Source organism: Streptomyces sp. NPDC031466, assembly GCF_055581265.1.
The window spans coordinates 71018-86111 of sequence record NZ_JBVIJT010000006.1; the positions used below are offsets into that span (position 1 = coordinate 71018).

Below are 15094 nucleotides of genomic sequence, written 5' to 3' on the forward strand. Positions count from 1 at the left end.
CACCGCGCTGCGATCATCCGTCGCGGGTGGCGCACGCCGACAGCGGCTGCGATGTCACCCTCGGCTAAATTCCGGACATGTCACTGATCGCCGTCCTCGCCCTCGACGGGGTCCCGGGCCACCAGCTCACCGCCCCCGGGACGGCCTTCGCGACGGCGGCCAGGCACCACCACCCGGTCGCGTACGAGGTGCGGATCTGCGCGGCGCCGGGGTTTCGGAGCACGGGCGGCCCCGCGCCCTTCGGCCTGGACACGCCCTGGGGCACGGAGGGACTCCAGGACGCCGACACGGTGTTGCTGCCGGGTCACGAGGGCTTCCGCGCCGCGCCGCCGCCCGGGGTCGCGGACGCGCTGCGGGCCGCGGCGGCGCGCGGGGCCCGCGTCTGCGCCGTCGGCACCGGCACGTTCACGCTCGCGGCCACCGGTCTCCTGGACGGCCGCCGGGCGGCCACCAGTCGGCGGCACACGCGGGAACTGGCCCGGCTGTACCCCCGGGTCCACGTGGACCCCGAGGGATCGGCCGTGGCGGACGGCCCCTTCCACAGCGCGGCCGGGGTCCTCGGAGGCGTCGACCTCTGTCTGCACCTGATCACCCTGGACCACGGGCAGGCCGTGGCCATCGAGACGGAACGGCAACTGTTCCTGCATCTGCACGCGGAACCGGAGGGCGCCGCGGGGGCTGCCGGCGGGGGCGGTCCGGACGCCGGCCCGGGCGGCGCCGCCGAGGCCGCGTACAACGCCGTCACCCCGCCCGGCAGCAGTCTCGAACCGGTCACGCGGTGGATGGAGGCCAACCTCCACCACCCGCTGACCCTCGACGTGATCGCGGAACGCGCGGGGCTCGGCGTGCGCAGCCTCACGCGCCGCTTCCGCGCCGATACGGGGCTCACCCCGCTCCAGTACCTGCTCCGTACGCGCATCCAGCGCGCCCAGCGGCTCCTGGAACGCACCGACGACCCGGTGGAACGCATCGCGTCCCGCACCGGTCTCGGCACCCCCGCCAACCTGCGCCACCACTTCCAGCGCTCCACCGGCACGAGCCCCACCACCTACCGCGCGGCGTTCCGCGCGGTGGTCTCCGGCATCACCTGGCCGGAACGGCCCCCTCAGCCGTGATGACGCCGGCGACGACGCGGCTCATGCGGTCCGACCCGCCGCCCCCCCGGGACCTGCGCGAGGCGCATCCGGTGCGCTGCCGGGTCATCCGCCTCGCGGCTGGTTGAAGCGGATCATGTTGCCGGCCGGGTCGCGGAAGGCGCAGTCGCGCACGCCGTACGGCTGGTCCATCGGCTCCTGGAGGACATCGCCGCCCGCCGCGCGGACGCGTTCGAAGGTGGCGTCGACGTCGTCGGTGCGGAAGATGACGCCGCGCAGATGGCCCTTCGCCATCAGCTCGGCCATGGCCTGCCGGTCGGCCGCGGTGGCGTTCGGGTCGGCGAGCGGCGGTTCGAGGACGATCTCCACGCCCGGCTGCGTGGGCGAACCGACGGTCACCCAGCGCATGCCCTCGAACCCGACGTCGTTGCGCACCTCCAGGCCGAGTACATCGCGGTAGAAGGCGAGCGCCTTGTCGTGGTCGTCGACGGCGATGAAGCACTGTGCGAGGTTGATTTCCATGCCCCTCACGCTAGGGAGCGGCGGGAGTTTTCGCTTCTCCGTTCCTGACCGGTCGGGTGTAGATCTTGGCGAGGCAGGCCGGCACGGCGGCGCCCGTCCCGTGGTCGCGGGCCCGGTAGGCGCTCGGGCTCTCCCCGACAACCTCCGTGAACCGCGAGCTGAACGACCCGAGCGCCGTACAGCCGACGGCCATGCACACCTCCGTCACCGACAGATCCCCGCGCCGCAGCAGCGCCTTGGCGCGCTCGATCCGGCGGGTCATCAGATAGCTGTACGGCGTCTCGCCGAAGGCGGCCCGGAAGCTGCGCGAGAAGTGCCCCGCGGACATGAGGGCCTCGGCCGCGAGCGCCGGCACGTCGAGGGGCTGCGCGTAGTCACGGTCCATGCGGTCCCGCGCCTGCCGCAGCCGGACCAGATCGGGGAGGGAGGTCACGCGGGGAACGTTACCGGGGTCCGCTCAGACCGTGAGCGGGACGGCGTGGACCTCGTCGGCCTTGTGGCCCGCCCGTTCGTGGATGCGTTGGACCGCTTCGGCCGAGGGGGCGTCGGAGAGGCAGTAGACCGTGCCGGTCTCCGGGTCCGCCCAGGCCTTTTGGAAGTGGACGCCTTCTTCCTTCTCGATGGCGAGGTCGGCCTGGTGCGCCTGCTTCAGCTGGTCGGCCGTGATGCCCCGCATCCCGTGGTGGACGTCCATGAACTGCGACATGGCGTCGCGCCTCCTTCCGGCGTACGCGCGTCACGTACGAACTCGGGCGTTCGGAACTGCTCCGCTCCCTCCATCGTCCCCCTGCCGGGCTGTCCTGTCCCATCGGACGTGGGACGAGGCGGGAGGCTATTGCTGGAGTGCCACGACATCGGCGACCACGCAGCTGACGTTGTCGGGGCCCCCGGAGCCGTTGGCGAGGGCGATGAGTTCGCGGACCGCCCGCTCGGGCTCGCTGATCCCGCACAGCACCCGGCGGATCTCTTCGATCGGCACGACGGCGGAGAGGCCGTCGGAACAGAGGAGGTAGCGGTCACCCTGCCGGGCGTCGTGCAGGCGCATGTCAGGGGTGCCATCGGCTCCGTGCCCCAAAGCGCGTATCAGCAGTGACCGCTCGGGGTGGGAGGCGGCTTCTGCCCGGCTGAGGCGTCCTTCGTCGACCATGGACTGGACCATGGTGTGGTCGTGTGTGATCTGGAACAGCTCTCCGTCGCGCAGGAGATGGACGCGGGAGTCGCCGATGTGGACGAGGGCCAACTGCGAGCCGGTCCAGAGCATCGCGGTGAGTGTGGTGCCGGCGTCCTCGGGCGGTGAGGTGTGTTCGGCGACGCCGTCGACGGCCTGCTCGGCCTGTTCGACGGCGTCTTCCAGGAGGTTGAGCAGATCGCCTGCTGGAAGGGCGTCGGTTTCGAGGCGCTTGAGCGTGTCGACGGCGGCGGCGCTCGCGGGCGCTCCGCCGCTGCCGAAGCCGTCGGCGACGGCGAGCAGGCGGGACCCCGCGTAGGCGGTGTCCTGGTTGTTCTCGCGGACCAGGCCCGGGTCGGAGAGAGCGGCGTAGCGGAGTGCAAGGGGCTTGGCGGTCGGCGTCATGGCGGGGTCCTTCCGGGACAGATGGTCGATGAGGAAGGAAGCGAGGTCCCGCCGTGCGGCGGTGTCGGCCTCGACCTGGACCCAGAACGCGCGGACCTCCCGGGCCGCCGGGCCTGCCTCCAGCGTGCAGACGTGCTGGATGCGGGCCAAGGGCATGCCCAGGCGCCGGAGCCAGGCGACCAGCCGGGCTTGGTCCAGCTGTTCCGGGGCGTAGCGGCGGTAGCCGGTCACCGGGTCGACGCGAGCGGGGACCAGCAGACCGAGTTCGTCGTAGAGACGCAGCGCCTTCGGTGACAGGCGGGACGCCTTCGCGAACGCCCCGATGGTCAGCAGCCCCATGCCCGCTCTCCTCCTCATGCCGAGCACGTCGCCCGGCCCCACCGATGGTGTGGCCTCCCCCAAGGTGAAGGTCAACCAGTGTCCTGCCCGACCGGTGAGCGCCGACCGTGTGGCCGTCGGCGGTGGATCGAGAAGATCCTCGGTCAGGTCGAACAGGCGGCGGAACTCGCCCCGGACGGCGCAGGCACCGGACCGCCGCGAGTGTCCTGTCACAGATAACGGTTGGCATGGTGCGGTCCTGACCTGCTGTGCTGACGGCTGAACGGCTCAACCCTCGGCGGCCGCCGCCCTGGCATGCACGGAAGTCCACTGATCGACCCGGAGGTCTCATGAACCCGCAGATGGAACTCGTCGCGGTAACACTGGATTGCCCTGACCCGCTGGCTCTGGCGGCGTTCTACCAGCAGGCCACCGGCTTGGAACCGCACCCGAAGTCGGACGCCGAGTTCGCCGGTCTCAACCGTGAGGACGGACTCTTCATCGGCTTCCAGCGGGTCGAGGACTACCGGGCTCCGACTTGGCCCGACCAGATCGTTCCGCAGCAACTTCACCTCTGCTTCAAGGTCACGGAGAGCCTGGACGACGCCGAGGCCCGCCTGCTGCACCTGGGCGCGACCAAGCCGCCCCACCAGCCGCACGGAGACAAGGCACGGGTCCTCACGGACCCCGCTGGGCACCCCTTCTGCATCGTCGTGCGCTGATTGCGGGGCACCGAAGGGCTCGCCTCTGTGCGGCCGGCACCGCGAAGGGGCGCCGGCCTCGGACGTCCCGACCCGGCCGAGTGGTGTGGCGCACTTTTGCAAGCAGGTGCTTGCAAAAGTTAGCGGGGGTGGCGCACCATCGAGGCATGGCATCACTCAACGTCGGCAATCTCGGCGAGTATCTGCGCGAGCAGCGGCGCACCGCGCAGCTGTCGCTCAGGCAGCTCGCCGACGCCGCCGGGGTGTCCAACCCGTATCTGAGCCAGATCGAGCGCGGCCTGCGCAAGCCGAGCGCCGAGGTGTTGCAGCAGGTCGCCAAGGCCCTGCGGATCTCCGCCGAGACGCTGTACGTGCGGGCCGGGATCCTCGACGAGAAGGAGCGGGACGAGCTGGAGACGCGCGCCGTCATCCTCGCCGACCCCTCCCTCAACGAGCGCCAGAAGCAAGTACTGCTGCAGATCTACGAGTCGTTCCGCAAGGAGAACGGCTTCGAGAACGCGGCGTACGCGGATGAGGACCCCGGCGCCGAGGACGCCGCGGCCGACGGCAGTGATGCCGGCCCAAAGCACACACCCCCGAGCTGAACCAGCCGACGCGATTCCGGGAGGACCATCGTCATGGCCATCACCGATGACCTGCGCAAGACCCTCACCAACACCACCCCCGCATACTTCGTCGCCGGGTCCGCGGACCTCGCCTTCCAGCAGGCGAAGAAGGTGCCGGGCATCGTCGAGCAGCTGATCGCCGAGGCGCCCTCCCGCTTCGAGGCGGTGCGCAACACCGACCCCAAGGCCGTGCAGGACAAGGCCGCCGCCCGCGCCAAGGAGGCGCAGGAGACCCTCCAGGCCAAGGTCACCGAGGTGCTCGGCTCCCTGGACACCGACCTGAAGAAGCTCGGCGAGACCGCCCAGGACCTCGCGCTGCGCGGCGTCGGCGTGGCCGCGGAGCTCGCGGTCAAGGCCCGTGAGAAGTACGACGAGGTCGCCGAGCACGGCGAGCAGACCGTCAGGACCTGGCGCGGCGAGGCCGCCGAGGAGATCCTCGACCTGGCCGAGACGGTCGAGCCCGACGCGCAGCCGCGGTCCGGGGCGCAGGCCACGGCACCGGCCGACGCGCCGTCCGCGTCGCAGCCCGAGGTGATCGGCGCCTCGGAGCCGGCGAGCGCGCCGGCCGTGGCCGCCGTGCCGGAGAAGAAGCCCGTCGCCAAGAAGGCGCCGGCCCGCAAGACGACGGCGGCGAAGAAGATCACGCCGCCCGCGAAGTAGCACCGGCCGCGAAGCAGTACCGGCCGCCAAGCAGTACCGGCCGACCGGACGGGGCGGGCACTCACCGAGTGGCCGCCCCGTTGACGGGGTAGCGGGTACGGTGGCCGCGTGATGACGAGCCGAGACTGGTGGTGGACGTTGTGCTGATGCAGGGATTCGCGAACTTCATGTGGCTGCTGTCGCTGGCCCTGATCGTGTTCAGCGGATTCGCGCTCGTCGACGCCGCCGTCCGGCGCGAGGACGCCTATCGGGCCGCGGACAAGAAGACCAAGCCGTTCTGGCTGATCATCCTCGGGCTCGCCTTCGTGGTGAACCTGATCTTCAACATCCTGTCGTTCCTGCCGATCCTCGGCCTCGTCGCCACCATCGTCTACATGGTGGACGTGCGTCCCGCGATCCGGCAGATCACCGGCGGCGGCCGCCGCGGCGGCTCCAGCAGCGACGGGCCGTACGGGCCGTACAACGGCGGCCGGTAGCCCCTCGGGCCCGGCCGGGGTCTAGCGCGTGCCGCCGGGGACGCGGTCGAGGAGCAGGACCGCCACGTCGTCCGTCAGGTCGCCGCCGTTGAGGTCCCGGGCCTCGTTCACGGCGGCTTCGAGCAGTGCGTCGCCCTGGAGCCCCGAGGCGAGCTGGCGGCGGACCATCTCCACCATGCCCTCCTGGCCCAGGCGCTCCTTGCCCTGGCCGATCCGGCCCTCGATCAGGCCGTCCGTGTAGAGCATCAGGCTCCACTTCCCGCCCAGTTCCACCTGCCGGCGCGGCCAACGGGCGCGCGGCAGCAGGCCGAGGGCGGGGCCCCCGTCCTCGTACGGCAGGAGTTCCGCGAGGCGGCCCTCGCGTGCGATCAGCGGCGCGGGGTGGCCGGCGAGGCAGAGTCCGGCCCGGCGGCCGTCGGGGGCGATGTCGACCGTGCAGAGCGTCGCGAAGATCTCGTCGTCGGCACGCTCGTGCTCCAGGACCTTCTGGAGGGTGGAGAGCAACTCGTCGCCGCAGAGCCCCGCGAAGGTCAGCGCGCGCCAGGCGATCCGCAGTTCCACGCCGAGCGCGGCCTCGTCGGGGCCGTGACCGCAGACGTCGCCGATCATGACGTGGACGGAGCCGTCGGGGGTGCGCACGGTGTCGTAGAAGTCGCCGCCGAGCAGCGCGCGGGAACGGCCGGGGCGGTAGCGGGCGGCGAACCGCAACGGTGAACCGTCCAGGAGCGGTGTCGGCAGCAGGCCGCGCTCCAGGCGGGCGTTCTCCTGGGCGCGCAGCCGGGACTCGGTCAGCTGGCGCTGGGCGATGTCGGCGCGCTTGCGCTCCACCGCGTACCGGATCGCGCGGCCCAGCAGCCGCCCGTCCAGCTCGTCGCGGTAGAGGTAGTCCTGCGCGCCGACGCGTACGGCCTCGGCGCCCAGCTCGGAGTCGTCGTTGGCGGTGAGCGCGAGGACGGCGTGGCGGGGGGCGAGCCGCAGCACGTGCTTCAGGGCGGCCAGCTCGTCCTCGCCCGCCTCGCCTGCCTCGGGGCCGGTGCCGGTGTTGTGGCCGGGGGCAGGGCCGGGGCCGGGGACGGTCAGGGCGAGGTCCAGCAGGATGCAGTGCACGTCGTCGGTGAGCAGCCGCTCGGCCTCGGTGAGGTTGCGGGCGGTGCGGATGCGGATGGGCTTGCCCGCGGAGTCGAGGAGCCGGGGGACGCTGAGCGACCCCGCCGGGTCGTCCTCGATCACGAGCAGGCTGAGGCTGCCGCCGTCCGCGGAGGTGTTGCGCACGGCCGCCGTGCGGTGCGGGGCGGCTGCCGAGTCGTACGGGGGCGTCGGCGCGTCCTGCGCGGGCGTCGGCGCAGGGCTCGGGAGCGTCGCCGCGTCGTGCGGGGGCGCCGGATGGGCCTGACCGCCTTCCGCGGCCGGGATCGCTCTCTGCCGCGGTATGGGTGCGGGCATCGCTGTTCCTTCCCTCCCCCCGAGGGCATGGCGCCACGCAGGTCGACGCGGCACCGACGAGGGACCTTAGCGGTAGCCGCGCCTCCATTGGAATGCCCCGCGGCGAACAGCCACCGTCATATGCCGCATCCAGGAACGCAATTGGGCATGGCGCGTCCATGCCGGGATGACGAACATCACGCGTCCGGGGCCGGGCGGGGAGCCGGGGCGTGCGGTGGGTCACACGGGGCGACCCGCCCCGGCGAGCGGGGGCGCGCAGGCCGCGCCGGCTCTCTCCCGGGCCACCGCGCCACTCGGCCACCGCGCCACTCGGCCCCCGCGGTGCTCATGCCGACGGGGCGGCGTCGCTCACGTCAGCCGAGGGGGCGCGGCACGGCCAGCGCAAGCCGGGCGGTACGGACCGGCCAGCGCCAGCCGGGCGGCACGCACCGGTCAACGTCAGCTGGGCGGCACGGACCGGTCAACGTCAGCCTGGCGGTACGGACCGGCCAGCGCCAGCCGGGCGGCACGCACCGGTCAACGTCAGCTGGGCGGCAAGGACCGGTCAACGTCAGCCGGGCGGCACGGCACTGCAACCGCGCGCCCCCGGCCGTCTACGTCAGCCGCGCGCTCCCCGCACTGCTCACGTCAACCCCGCACCCCCGCCGACGCCTACTCGTCGGGGCGGACGACCCCGAGGATCTGCATGGAGCCGGCGCCCGCGATGGTCACGTCGCGGCCCGGGCGGGGGGCGTGCACGATGGTGCCGGCGCCCAGGTACAGGCCGACGTGGCTCGCGTCCGCGTGGTAGATGATCAGGTCGCCGGGGCGCATGTTCTCGATGTCGACGTGCGGCAACTGCTTCCACTGCTCCTGCGAGGTCCGCGGGATGCCGCGCCCGGCCGCCGCCCAGGCCTTCGACGTCAGCCCCGAGCAGTCGTACGAACCAGGGCCCTCGGCACCCCACACGTACGGCTTGCCGATCTGCGCGGTGGCGAACTCGACGGCCTTCGCGCCCCGCGCCGTGGCCTTGCCCCTGATGTCCTTCAGGGCACCCGAACCCACCCACGCCGACTGCTTCTTGTGGGCGGCGGCCTCCTCCAGCTCCCGCAGCCGCTCCCGCTCCTTCTTCTCCAGCCTCGACTCGAGCTTCTCGGCGTCCGCGATCTTCTTCTTGATCTTCTTCTTCGACGCGGCCTTCGCCTTGCGGTTGGCTTCCAGCTTCTTCCAGCGGGCGTTGGCGTCCTTGGCGTATATCCGCAGGTCTTCCTGGGTCCTGGCCAGCTCCGTGAGCATGCCCTTGGTGGCCTTCTCGCCCTGGCGCAGGCGGCCGGCCCCGTCCAGGAACTGCCTCGGGTCGTCGCTGAGCACCAGCAGGGCCTCGCCCGGCATGCCGCCGCCGCGGTACTGCGCGCGGGCCGCGGCGCCCGCGCGGGCCTTCAGCTTCCGCAGCCTCTCCTGCCCCTCCGTGATGTCCTTGGCCAGCTTCACGATGCGCTCGGACTGCTTGTCGGCCTTCTCCTCCGCCGCGTTGTACGCGTCCGTGGCCACGCCCGCGTCGTGATAGAGCTTCTCGATGTCCTTGCGGACCTGTTCGAGCGCTCTGTCCGATCTGGGCGTCGGCCTCGCGGGGCTGGACGGGGGAGAGGGGCTGGCATACGCCGCTCCCGGTGCGGTCACCACCACAGCCGCGCACATCAGCGCCACGGTCGCCGCCGTCGAGTATCGCTTGCCGGTCACGCCCTGCCACCCCCATAGCTGATTTACCGTCAGTAACGTCTGGTCGCCTTCGGGATGGTGCCATGCCGACGCGCAATGCGACAGAGCCCGACAGCAAACTCCGATCCCCCACCTGCCCCATGTGACGAACCGTGAGTGACCTTCGTTCCCCGCAGGTCAAAGCCTCAGGGTCAGCTCCGGGACCGACCTCCGGGTGGCGTCGGGGTAGCCCCCGAGTGGCCTAGGGGTTCAGGTCCGGTGTCCCCCCGGACGGCCTCAGCGGACGCCCCCGGTCGGCGCCAGCGCCTCCCAGCGCACCGTCACTTCCCCCTGCCGCCACCGCGAACTGCCGTCCACGACAGGCCAGTCGGCGCCCAGCTCGCGCACCGCCCTGATCCACCGCTGCCGCGCCCCGTAGGAGGCGTACGGGGCCGCGGCCGCCCAGGCCCGGTCGAAGTCCCGCAGGAACGCGTGCACCGGCTCGCCCGGCACATTCCGGTGGATCAGCGCCTTCGGCAGCCGCTCGGCGAGGTCGGAGGGGCGCTCCAGGGAGGCGAGGCGAGCCGCGAAGGTCACCGTGCGGGGTCCCTCCGGGCCGAGCGCGACCCACACGTGCCGCCGGCCGATCTCGTCACAGGTGCCCTCGACGAGCAGCCCGCCGGGGGAGAGCCGGGCGCGGAGGCGCTCCCAGACGGCGGCGACCTGCTCCTCGTCGTACTGCCGCAGGACGTTCGCGGCGCGGATCAGCGTGGGGTCGCCCGAGCCCGCCAGCGGCACCTCGAAGCCGCCGTGCCGGAAGGTCAGCCCCTCGCGTTCGTACGGCTTGGCCGCGGCGACCCGCGCGGGGTCGATCTCTACGCCGACCACGCGCGTGCGGGGGGCGGCGGTGCGCAGCCGGAGCAGCAGTTCGACGGCGGTCCAGGGGGCGGCCCCGTAGCCGAGGTCCACGGCCACGGGGTCGGGGGAGCGGCGCAGGGCGGCGCCGTGGGTGGCGGCGATCCAGCGGTCCATGCGGCGCAGCCGGTTCGGATTCGTGGTCCCGCGCGTCACCGTTCCCACGGGGCGGGAGGGGGTGCGTGGGGCCATGGGGAAAGGGTATGCGGGGGCGACAGCGGTACGACCACGCCGCCCGCCGCCCGCCGCCCGCCGCCCGCCGCCCCGCGCCCGCCGTGGCCGCGCCACTGCGCCTCTTGGGGATGGAAGCCGGGTAACACTTTGGCAAAAACGGGCCAAGGGGCGACACAGCGGAAATGGAGCAGCGGCCTCCGGTGTTCACCCTCCGGAGGTTCGTACGCCCTCCGCGTCGTCATGCCCGTACGCAAGGAGGACCGCCACGTGAGCCACTACGTGTCCAGGCTCGGGCGTCGCTCCCCGGCGGCCCCCTCACGGCTGCGCATGCCCGGCGCCCCACGGCGGCCGCGTCGCGTGGCCATGCTGAGCGTGCACACCTCGCCGCTGCACCAGCCCGGCACGGGCGACGCGGGCGGCATGAACGTCTACATCGTCGAGCTGGCCAGGCGCCTCGCCGCGATCAACATCGAGGTCGAGATCTTCACCCGCGCCACCACCGGCGCCCTTCCCCCCGTCGTGCAACTGGCCCCCGGCGTCCTCGTGCGCCACGTCGACGCGGGCCCCTATGAAGGCCTCGCCAAGGAAGAGCTGCCGGCCCAGCTCTGCGCCTTCACCCACGGCGTGATGCAGGCCTGGGCGGGCCACCGTCCCGGTTACTACGACCTGGTCCACTCCCACTACTGGCTCTCCGGCCACGTCGGCTGGCTCGCCGCCGAACGCTGGGGCGTGCCCCTCGTCCACGCCATGCACACCATGGCCAAGGTCAAGAACGCCGCGCTCGCCGAGGGCGACACCCCGGAGCCGGCCGCCCGCGTCATCGGCGAGACGCAGATAGTACGCGCCGCCGACCGCCTCATCGCCAACACCTCCGAAGAGGCCGACGAACTCGTACGCCACTACGAAGCCGACGCCGGCAAGGTCGCCGTCGTCCACCCCGGCGTCAACCTCGACCGCTTCCGCCCCGCCGACGGACGCGCGGCGGCGCGCCACCGGCTCGGGCTCCCGCAGGACGCCCTCGTCCCCGTCTTCGCGGGCCGCATCCAGCCGCTGAAGGCTCCCGACGTACTGCTCCGCGCCGTCGCCGTACTCCTGGACGAGCGTCCCGAGCTGCGCTCGAACATCGTCGTCCCCATCGTCGGCGGCCCCAGCGGCAGTGGCCTCGCCAAGCCGGAAGGCCTCCAGAAGCTCGCCGCGCGGCTGGGCATCGCGGACGTGGTGCGCTTCCAGCCGCCGGTGGGCCAGGACCAGCTCGCGGACTGGTTCCGCGCCGCGTCCGTCCTCGTCATGCCCTCCTACAGCGAGTCCTTCGGGCTCGTCGCCATCGAGGCGCAGGCGGCGGGCACACCGGTCCTCGCGGCCGCGGTGGGCGGCCTGCCCGTCGCCGTACGCGACGAGGTGACGGGATTCCTGGTCTCCGGCCACGAACCGGCCCACTACGCGCGCGTGCTGCGCGATTTCGCCGACCATCCCCACCTGGTGGACCGGATGGGGGCGGCGGCCGCGCGGCACGCGCAGTCCTTCGGCTGGGACACGGCGGCATCCGCCACGGCCGACGTGTACACGGCCGCCATGCACGACTTCCGGCGTCACGTACGCTCGCACCATGGCTGAGCCCGAGCAGGCGGACACCGCGACGAGCACGGACACCGCGACCACCGTGGACACTGCGACCACCGCGGACACCGCGACGATCATCGAGCGGACACTGGACGACGCCGAACTGGAGTGGGAGAGCCCCGAGCCGGGCTCCTACGTGGTGAAGCTCCCCGGTACCCGCAAACTCTCGACGACCCTGTCGATGATCGTGGGCAACCACTCCCTCTCCCTGAACGCCTTCGTGATCCGGCACCCCGACGAGAACCACGAGGCCGTGCACCGCTGGCTGCTGGAGCGCAACCTCCGCCTCTACGGAGTGAGTTACGCGATCGACTCCCTCGGCGACATCTACCTCGCCGGCAAGCTCCCGCTCTCCGCGGTCACGCCCGCCGAGCTGGACCGCCTGCTCGGGGCGGTCCTCTCGGCGTCGGACGACTCCTTCAACACGCTTCTGGAGCTGGGGTTCGCCTCGGCGATCCGCAAGGAGTACGAGTGGCGCGTCTCGCGGGGCGAGTCCACGCGGAACCTTGAGGCGTTCAGCCACCTGACCCGGCCGAAGGGCTGACGCCGGCTCCCCCCGGAGCCACGGTCTCCGAGACGGCGACCCCCGGAACCACGGCCCCGGCGACCGCAGGCTCGGCCACCACCGCGTCCGCCCCGGAAAGCCCCCGCATCAGCCCCCAGTACCCGACCGCCGCCCCCGTCCCCAACACCGCGCACGCCGCCCACAGCCACTGCGCGCCGAACCGGTCGATCATGAAGCCGGACATCAGCGGGGCGACGAGCCCGGCCACCGCCCACGACATCGTGTACATGCCCTGGTAGCGCCCCCGCCCATGGGTGGGGGAGAGGGCGACGACGAGGCCCGTCTGCGTCGGCGCGTTGACGATCTCGGCGAGCGTCCACACGCACACCGTCAGCGCGAAGACCCCGACGGACCCGGCGAAGGCGGTGAGCCCGAAGCCGTATCCGGCGACGACGGAGGAGATCACCAACAGCCGCCGCGGGTCCCGGTGTTCGATGAAACGGGTGACGGGGATCTGGAGGGCGACGATCAGCACACCGTTCACGGCGATGGCGAGCCCGTAGTCGGCGGGCGTGAACCCGGCCGCGCCCATCGCGACCGGCAGCCCGACGGACCCCTGCTGGAAGATCAGCGCGACGAGGAACGAGAGCCCCACCACGCCCATGAACCGCCCGTCCCGCAGCACGGTCCCGAGCCCGACCACCGGCTCGGCCGCCTTCTCCAGGGCCGTGCGCACGGGCCGCGACTCCGGCAGCTTCATGAAGACGACGACCGCGCAGACCATCGTCATCGCCGCCTCGATCAGGAAGCCGGCCCGGTAGCTGTACGAGGCGATGAACCCGGCCCCGGCGGAGGAGACCGCGAAGCCGAGGTTGATGGCCCAGTAGTTCAAGGAGAAGGCCCGCACGCGGTCCTCGGGGCGCACGATGTCCGCCATCATCGCCTGCACGGCGGGCCGCGACGCGTTCGACGCCATGCCCACGAGGAAGGCGACGCCCGCGATCGCCACCGGGTGCTCCATGAAGCCGAGCACCGCCACGGACAGCGCCGTCGAGGCCTGCGCGATCAGCAGCGTGGGCCGCCGCCCGAGCCGGTCGGTCATCACTCCCGCGCCCAGCGAGGACACGACACCGCCGAGCCCGTGCAGCGCGGCGACGAGACCGGCGTACGAGGCGGAGTAGCCCCGGTCCAAGGTCAGGTACAGCGCCATGAACGTCGCGACGAAGGCGCCGAGCCGGTTGATCAGCGTGCTGGTCCACAGCCACCAGAAGGCGCCCGGGAGCCCCGACACGCTCTCGGTGACGGCGCGTCTCATGGCGGTGAAGGTCGTCGCCGGCCTCATGCGGTCCCCCGGTGTGTAAGTGTCTCAAGCGGCCAGCACACGTTACGAGCCCGCCACCTCGCCCCGCCACTCAATTGACATGAACCGTCAATCGTCACCTCCGCCGCCACCTCGCCGCCGGCCCCGTCGGCCCCCTCGCGCCCGCGCGCGCGAGGCCCGCCGGGGTTCGATTACGCTCAGAGGCATGGCCGACGCACCGTACAAGCTGATCCTCCTCCGCCACGGCGAGAGCGAATGGAACGCGAAGAACCTGTTCACCGGCTGGGTGGACGTCAACCTCAACGAGAAGGGCGAGAAGGAGGCGGTCCGCGGCGGTGAGCTGCTCAAGGACGCCGGCCTGCTGCCCGACGTGGTCCACACGTCGCTCCAGAAGCGCGCCATCCGCACGGCGCAGCTCGCCCTCGAAGCGGCCGACCGCCACTGGATCCCCGTCCACCGCAGCTGGCGTCTGAACGAGCGCCACTACGGCGCCCTCCAGGGCAAGGACAAGGCCCAGACGCTCGCCGAGTTCGGCGAGGAGCAGTTCATGCTGTGGCGCCGCTCGTACGACACCCCGCCGCCGGAGCTGGCCCGCGACGCCGAGTACTCCCAGTTCGAGGACCCGCGCTACGCGACGCTGCCCCCCGAGCTGCGCCCCCGGACGGAGTGCCTGAAGGACGTCGTCGTCCGCATGCTCCCGTACTGGTTCGACGGCATCGTCCCCGACCTCCTGACCGGCAGGACGGTCCTGGTCGCGGCCCACGGCAACAGCCTGCGCGCCCTGGTCAAGCACCTGGACGGCATCTCGGACGCCGACATCGCGGGCCTGAACATCCCCACCGGCATCCCGCTCTCCTACGAACTGGACGCCGCCTTCAAGCCCCTGAACCCGGGCGGCACCTACCTCGACCCGGAGGCCGCGAAGGCGGCGATCGAGGCGGTCAAGAACCAGGGCAAGAAGAAGTAACCCCGGACGGACGCCGGGACGGACCCGGACGCGTACGGCCCCCTGACCGTGGAATTCTCCGCGGGCAGGGGGCTTCGCGCAGCCCCCAGACCTTCATGTCCTGAGAGCGAGAGGTGTCAGAAGTGATCCGAAAGTTGCAGGCGGTCGCGCTGGACTGCGCCGATCCGGTACGGCTCGCCACGTTCTACGCGGAGTTGCTCGGCGGCCGGGTGGTCATGGACTCCGACGATCCCGACTGGGTCGAGGTGCGGGGGTTCGAGGGAATTCCGCTGGCCTGCCAGCGGGTGGACGGCTACCGGCCGCCCGAATGGCCGGGCCAGGACCGCCCCCAGCAGCTCCACCTGGACTTCGACGTGGACGACCTCGAAGGCGAGGAGCGGCGGGCGCTCGCCCTCGGCGCGACCGTGCTGGAGCGCACGGACCAGCTCCACCCGGGCACCAACTGGCGCGTCTACGCCGACCCGGCCGGCCACCCCTTCTGCCTCTGCCTCCACTGATGCCT

17 protein-coding genes are annotated in these 15094 nt (G+C 72.2%); 9 read left to right on the forward strand and 8 right to left on the reverse strand.

Annotated features, from left to right (window positions below; genetic code table 11):
- The first annotated feature begins 77 nt into the window (after positions 1 to 77).
- Entirely contained in the window at positions 78 to 1115 is a 1038-nt protein-coding gene (locus ACZ5GP_RS15560; protein WP_468751343.1) for a GlxA family transcriptional regulator, read from the forward strand.
- Positions 1116 to 1199: 84 nt separating this feature from the next.
- On the opposite strand, the gene ACZ5GP_RS15565 is transcribed toward ACZ5GP_RS15560, so the two are convergent.
- The 4 genes from ACZ5GP_RS15565 to ACZ5GP_RS15580 all read right to left on the reverse strand — a co-directional run bounded on the left by ACZ5GP_RS15565 (position 1200) and on the right by ACZ5GP_RS15580 (position 3528).
- The gene (locus ACZ5GP_RS15565; RefSeq protein ID WP_468751344.1) at positions 1200 to 1616 is read right to left on the reverse strand and encodes a VOC family protein; all 417 of its coding nucleotides are present in this window, start codon (positions 1614 to 1616) and stop codon (positions 1200 to 1202) included.
- 10 nt (positions 1617 to 1626) lie between these two features.
- Positions 1627 to 2001, reverse strand: coding sequence for a helix-turn-helix transcriptional regulator (locus tag ACZ5GP_RS15570; RefSeq protein ID WP_468751765.1), 375 nt, complete (start codon positions 1999 to 2001; stop codon positions 1627 to 1629).
- 72 nt (positions 2002 to 2073) lie between these two features.
- Positions 2074 to 2322, reverse strand: a complete 249-nt coding sequence (locus tag ACZ5GP_RS15575; protein WP_468751345.1) for an SCO4226 family nickel-binding protein — start codon at positions 2320 to 2322, stop codon at positions 2074 to 2076.
- 126 nt (positions 2323 to 2448) lie between these two features.
- Entirely contained in the window at positions 2449 to 3528 is a 1080-nt protein-coding gene (locus ACZ5GP_RS15580) for a MerR family transcriptional regulator (protein ID WP_468751346.1), read from the reverse strand.
- Between the two features lie 329 nt (positions 3529 to 3857).
- On the opposite strand from ACZ5GP_RS15580, the gene ACZ5GP_RS15585 reads away from it, so the two are divergent.
- The 4 genes from ACZ5GP_RS15585 (at position 3858) to ACZ5GP_RS15600 (ending at position 5970) form a co-directional block, all read left to right on the forward strand.
- Positions 3858 to 4229, forward strand: a complete 372-nt coding sequence (locus tag ACZ5GP_RS15585; RefSeq protein WP_468751347.1) for a VOC family protein — start codon at positions 3858 to 3860, stop codon at positions 4227 to 4229.
- 146 nt (positions 4230 to 4375) lie between these two features.
- Complete coding sequence (locus ACZ5GP_RS15590; protein WP_468751348.1) at positions 4376 to 4813, forward strand: helix-turn-helix domain-containing protein; 438 nt, start codon at positions 4376 to 4378, stop codon at positions 4811 to 4813.
- A gap of 33 nt (positions 4814 to 4846) precedes the next feature.
- The gene (locus tag ACZ5GP_RS15595; RefSeq protein ID WP_468751349.1) at positions 4847 to 5494 is read left to right on the forward strand and encodes a hypothetical protein; all 648 of its coding nucleotides are present in this window, start codon (positions 4847 to 4849) and stop codon (positions 5492 to 5494) included.
- 146 nt (positions 5495 to 5640) lie between these two features.
- Positions 5641 to 5970, forward strand: a complete 330-nt coding sequence (locus ACZ5GP_RS15600; protein ID WP_468751350.1) for a DUF2516 family protein — start codon at positions 5641 to 5643, stop codon at positions 5968 to 5970.
- A gap of 21 nt (positions 5971 to 5991) precedes the next feature.
- On the opposite strand, the gene ACZ5GP_RS15605 is transcribed toward ACZ5GP_RS15600, so the two are convergent.
- From ACZ5GP_RS15605 to ACZ5GP_RS15615, 3 genes are all read right to left on the reverse strand, one after another.
- The gene (locus ACZ5GP_RS15605; protein ID WP_468751351.1) at positions 5992 to 7413 is read right to left on the reverse strand and encodes a PP2C family protein-serine/threonine phosphatase; all 1422 of its coding nucleotides are present in this window, start codon (positions 7411 to 7413) and stop codon (positions 5992 to 5994) included.
- A 651-nt stretch (positions 7414 to 8064) separates the two neighbouring features.
- Entirely contained in the window at positions 8065 to 9090 is a 1026-nt protein-coding gene (locus tag ACZ5GP_RS15610) for a C40 family peptidase (RefSeq protein ID WP_468751766.1), read from the reverse strand.
- 297 nt (positions 9091 to 9387) lie between these two features.
- On the reverse strand, positions 9388 to 10197 hold the full coding sequence (locus ACZ5GP_RS15615) for a class I SAM-dependent methyltransferase (RefSeq protein ID WP_468751352.1): 810 nt from the start codon (positions 10195 to 10197) through the stop codon (positions 9388 to 9390).
- 249 nt (positions 10198 to 10446) lie between these two features.
- On the opposite strand from ACZ5GP_RS15615, the gene mshA reads away from it, so the two are divergent.
- Both mshA and ACZ5GP_RS15625 read left to right on the forward strand, forming a co-directional pair.
- Entirely contained in the window at positions 10447 to 11793 is a 1347-nt protein-coding gene (gene mshA, locus ACZ5GP_RS15620) for a D-inositol-3-phosphate glycosyltransferase (protein ID WP_468751353.1), read from the forward strand.
- The gene (locus ACZ5GP_RS15625; protein ID WP_468751354.1) at positions 11786 to 12343 is read left to right on the forward strand and encodes a type III secretion system chaperone family protein; all 558 of its coding nucleotides are present in this window, start codon (positions 11786 to 11788) and stop codon (positions 12341 to 12343) included. Before mshA ends, ACZ5GP_RS15625 begins: the two co-directional genes overlap by 8 nt.
- On the opposite strand, the gene ACZ5GP_RS15630 is transcribed toward ACZ5GP_RS15625, so the two are convergent.
- Positions 12315 to 13619 (reverse strand): MDR family MFS transporter, encoded by a 1305-nt coding sequence (locus ACZ5GP_RS15630; protein ID WP_468751355.1) that lies wholly within the window; start codon positions 13617 to 13619, stop codon positions 12315 to 12317. The two genes, ACZ5GP_RS15625 and ACZ5GP_RS15630, sit on opposite strands and share 29 nt — an antisense overlap.
- Positions 13620 to 13830: 211 nt before the next feature.
- Between ACZ5GP_RS15630 and ACZ5GP_RS15635 the strand changes: the two genes are divergently transcribed.
- Together ACZ5GP_RS15635 and ACZ5GP_RS15640 are read left to right on the forward strand one after the other, a co-directional pair.
- On the forward strand, positions 13831 to 14592 hold the full coding sequence (locus ACZ5GP_RS15635) for a phosphoglyceromutase (protein ID WP_358586191.1): 762 nt from the start codon (positions 13831 to 13833) through the stop codon (positions 14590 to 14592).
- 122 nt (positions 14593 to 14714) lie between these two features.
- Complete coding sequence (locus tag ACZ5GP_RS15640; RefSeq protein WP_468751356.1) at positions 14715 to 15089, forward strand: VOC family protein; 375 nt, start codon at positions 14715 to 14717, stop codon at positions 15087 to 15089.
- Positions 15090 to 15094 lie beyond the last annotated feature (5 nt).

Excerpts from the sequence above, each read along its gene's own strand:
- ACZ5GP_RS15585 (WP_468751347.1), top strand. The coding sequence starts at position 3,858 with ATGAACCCGCAGATGGAACTCGTCGCGGTAACACTGGATTGCCCTGAC.
- ACZ5GP_RS15625 (WP_468751354.1), top strand. The coding sequence starts at position 11,786 with ATGGCTGAGCCCGAGCAGGCGGACACCGCGACGAGCACGGACACCGCG.
- ACZ5GP_RS15575 (WP_468751345.1), bottom strand. The coding sequence starts at position 2,322 with ATGTCGCAGTTCATGGACGTCCACCACGGGATGCGGGGCATCACGGCC.
- ACZ5GP_RS15610 (WP_468751766.1), bottom strand. The coding sequence starts at position 9,090 with ATGTGCGCGGCTGTGGTGGTGACCGCACCGGGAGCGGCGTATGCCAGC.
- ACZ5GP_RS15590 (WP_468751348.1), top strand. The coding sequence starts at position 4,376 with ATGGCATCACTCAACGTCGGCAATCTCGGCGAGTATCTGCGCGAGCAG.
- ACZ5GP_RS15595 (WP_468751349.1), top strand. The coding sequence starts at position 4,847 with ATGGCCATCACCGATGACCTGCGCAAGACCCTCACCAACACCACCCCC.
- ACZ5GP_RS15580 (WP_468751346.1), bottom strand. The coding sequence starts at position 3,528 with ATGGGGCTGCTGACCATCGGGGCGTTCGCGAAGGCGTCCCGCCTGTCA.
- ACZ5GP_RS15605 (WP_468751351.1), bottom strand. The coding sequence starts at position 7,413 with ATGCCCGCACCCATACCGCGGCAGAGAGCGATCCCGGCCGCGGAAGGC.
- ACZ5GP_RS15615 (WP_468751352.1), bottom strand. The coding sequence starts at position 10,197 with ATGGCCCCACGCACCCCCTCCCGCCCCGTGGGAACGGTGACGCGCGGG.
- ACZ5GP_RS15630 (WP_468751355.1), bottom strand. The coding sequence starts at position 13,619 with ATGAGACGCGCCGTCACCGAGAGCGTGTCGGGGCTCCCGGGCGCCTTC.
- ACZ5GP_RS15635 (WP_358586191.1), top strand. The coding sequence starts at position 13,831 with ATGGCCGACGCACCGTACAAGCTGATCCTCCTCCGCCACGGCGAGAGC.
- ACZ5GP_RS15565 (WP_468751344.1), bottom strand. The coding sequence starts at position 1,616 with ATGGAAATCAACCTCGCACAGTGCTTCATCGCCGTCGACGACCACGAC.
- ACZ5GP_RS15560 (WP_468751343.1), top strand. The coding sequence starts at position 78 with ATGTCACTGATCGCCGTCCTCGCCCTCGACGGGGTCCCGGGCCACCAG.
- ACZ5GP_RS15600 (WP_468751350.1), top strand. The coding sequence starts at position 5,641 with ATGCAGGGATTCGCGAACTTCATGTGGCTGCTGTCGCTGGCCCTGATC.
- ACZ5GP_RS15570 (WP_468751765.1), bottom strand. The coding sequence starts at position 2,001 with ATGGACCGTGACTACGCGCAGCCCCTCGACGTGCCGGCGCTCGCGGCC.